This is a genomic window from Paraburkholderia sp. RL18-085-BIA-A, from assembly GCF_046027075.1.
Classification (GTDB): domain Bacteria; phylum Pseudomonadota; class Gammaproteobacteria; order Burkholderiales; family Burkholderiaceae; genus Paraburkholderia.
Genome location: NZ_JARESU010000381.1, coordinates 1 through 1,803, shown reverse-complemented (window position 1 = coordinate 1,803; position 1,803 = coordinate 1). Strand labels below are relative to the sequence as shown.

The 1,803-nt window shown below is 60.2% G+C and carries 1 protein-coding gene; it reads left to right on the top strand.

The features are described 5' to 3' along the window. Positions 1-544: 544 nt before the first annotated feature. Positions 545-1,666, top strand: a complete 1,122-nt coding sequence (locus tag P0D89_RS52585; RefSeq protein WP_408371085.1) for an ATP-binding protein — start codon at positions 545-547, stop codon at positions 1,664-1,666. Positions 1,667-1,803 lie beyond the last annotated feature (137 nt).

Here is a 1,803-nt window from a genome sequence, read left to right as displayed (position 1 = left end):
CCCGGGTGACGAGCGCAGCGTCGTCAGTGGCGGTCACCCCTGGCACGGTCGCGGCCGACGTCGTCGTCGACTTGCAGCCGTTGATGAACACGAACGCGGGCAACGCGAACGCCGCGACGATCAGCAACCGGCTTTTGATGTATTGGCCGTTTCGCATGTCGGTTATGACATCCGGATTCGTGCACAACGAGCATCGTCCGGGTTGGCTTCGCAGGTACACATGTGCGCCCTCCTTGTGTCCACCATGATAGTGCTGAGTGGCGAACTTTGGCCGAGCCGACTCGGCTCGGTCTGTTCATCCTCTGAGCCGAATTTTTTGCTCAGTTCGACCAATATCGGCCGATCGACCACTACATCGGAAAGCAGCCGGTCAACGCTGTATTCGGCTTTAGGAGGTGTTCCCGTCGCCAGCACCGGGGGCGGGACGCCATCACAGCAAGAACACTGGCAGTTGGCCCGATAGAGCCACGTCAACGACTTGCCGTAATATAGATGCGGCAAAAATACGTATTTCCGGCTTTCATCCGTTCTTCCGGGGGCAGACATGCGACTGGCTGACTTCATCCAGCGTGACATGGAAGCGATACTGGTGCAATGGGAGGCGTTTGCCGCCACCCTGTTGCCGGCCGCAGCGAACATGCAAGCGCTGGCGCTGCGCGACCACGCGCAAGCGATTCTCGAGGCAGTGGCGAAGGACTTGAGGACATCACAGACCAGGGAAGCTCAGGCCGAAAAATCAAAAGGGCGAGCCCCTAAACTCATTGATGCCACGGAAACAGCGGCGCAAACCCACGCCTTGCTGCGCGCGCGAGGCGGTTTCAACATAAACCAGATGGCCGCCGAGTACCGGGCGCTGCGCGCCAGCGTTCTGCGGCTATGGATGGACGACTGTGCGCCCGAAGCCCCCCATCTGGATGACATCATCCGCTTCAACGAGGCCATCGATCAGGCAATCGCCGAATCGGTTGGGTTCTTCAGTGCTCACGTTGAACAGGCACGTAATCTGTTGCTGGGAATGCTTGGACACGACATGCGCAGCCCGCTCCAGACCATCCAGATGACAGCGTCGTATCTCGCGGCGCTGAACGCCGGTGAGAAAGTGTCCGAAGCCGCTTCCTGTTTGATCAGAAGCGGCGCTCGCATGCATGCGCTACTGGACGACATGCTTGACTTCAATCGAACCAACCTGGGTCTGGGCATCACTATCGCTCCGACGCCGGTCGACCTGGCAAGCCTTCTTGCCGATGAACTGAACCAGTTGCGGGCCGCACACCCGGACCGTCAGATTGATATCGAGGTGGTGGGCAATGCTCAGGGCGTTTGGGACGGCAGAAGGCTGCAGCAGTTGCTCGGCAATCTCGTGCTAAATGCAATCAAGTACGGGGCGCCAGACGCTCCGGTGCGAGTGCTCCTGGCGGGCGAGGAAGCGGAACTTAGCCTCGAGGTCAGGAACAGCGGCCCCGCGATCGAGCCAGTGGCGCTGAAGCAGATCTTTGAACCTCTCAAACGTGGCCCGAATTGTGGTGGCGGCCACGACGCCGACAGCAGCCTCGGACTCGGGCTATACATCGCGCGCGAGATTGCCAAGGCACACGGGGGCGAGATCGAAGTGCGGTCCGATGAGACAGAAACCGTGTTCACTGTGCATCTGCCACGTCGCAGGTAGCTCGCTGATTGGTGCGATCGGGCGGATATCTGAGATACGTCTTTACGAACCCACGCATCCCGCTCAACGGCGGCTTCGCCTGATCGTCGCCGACCGGTTTGGGTCGCCTACGGAAATTCGTCGTCGGACCGGGATCG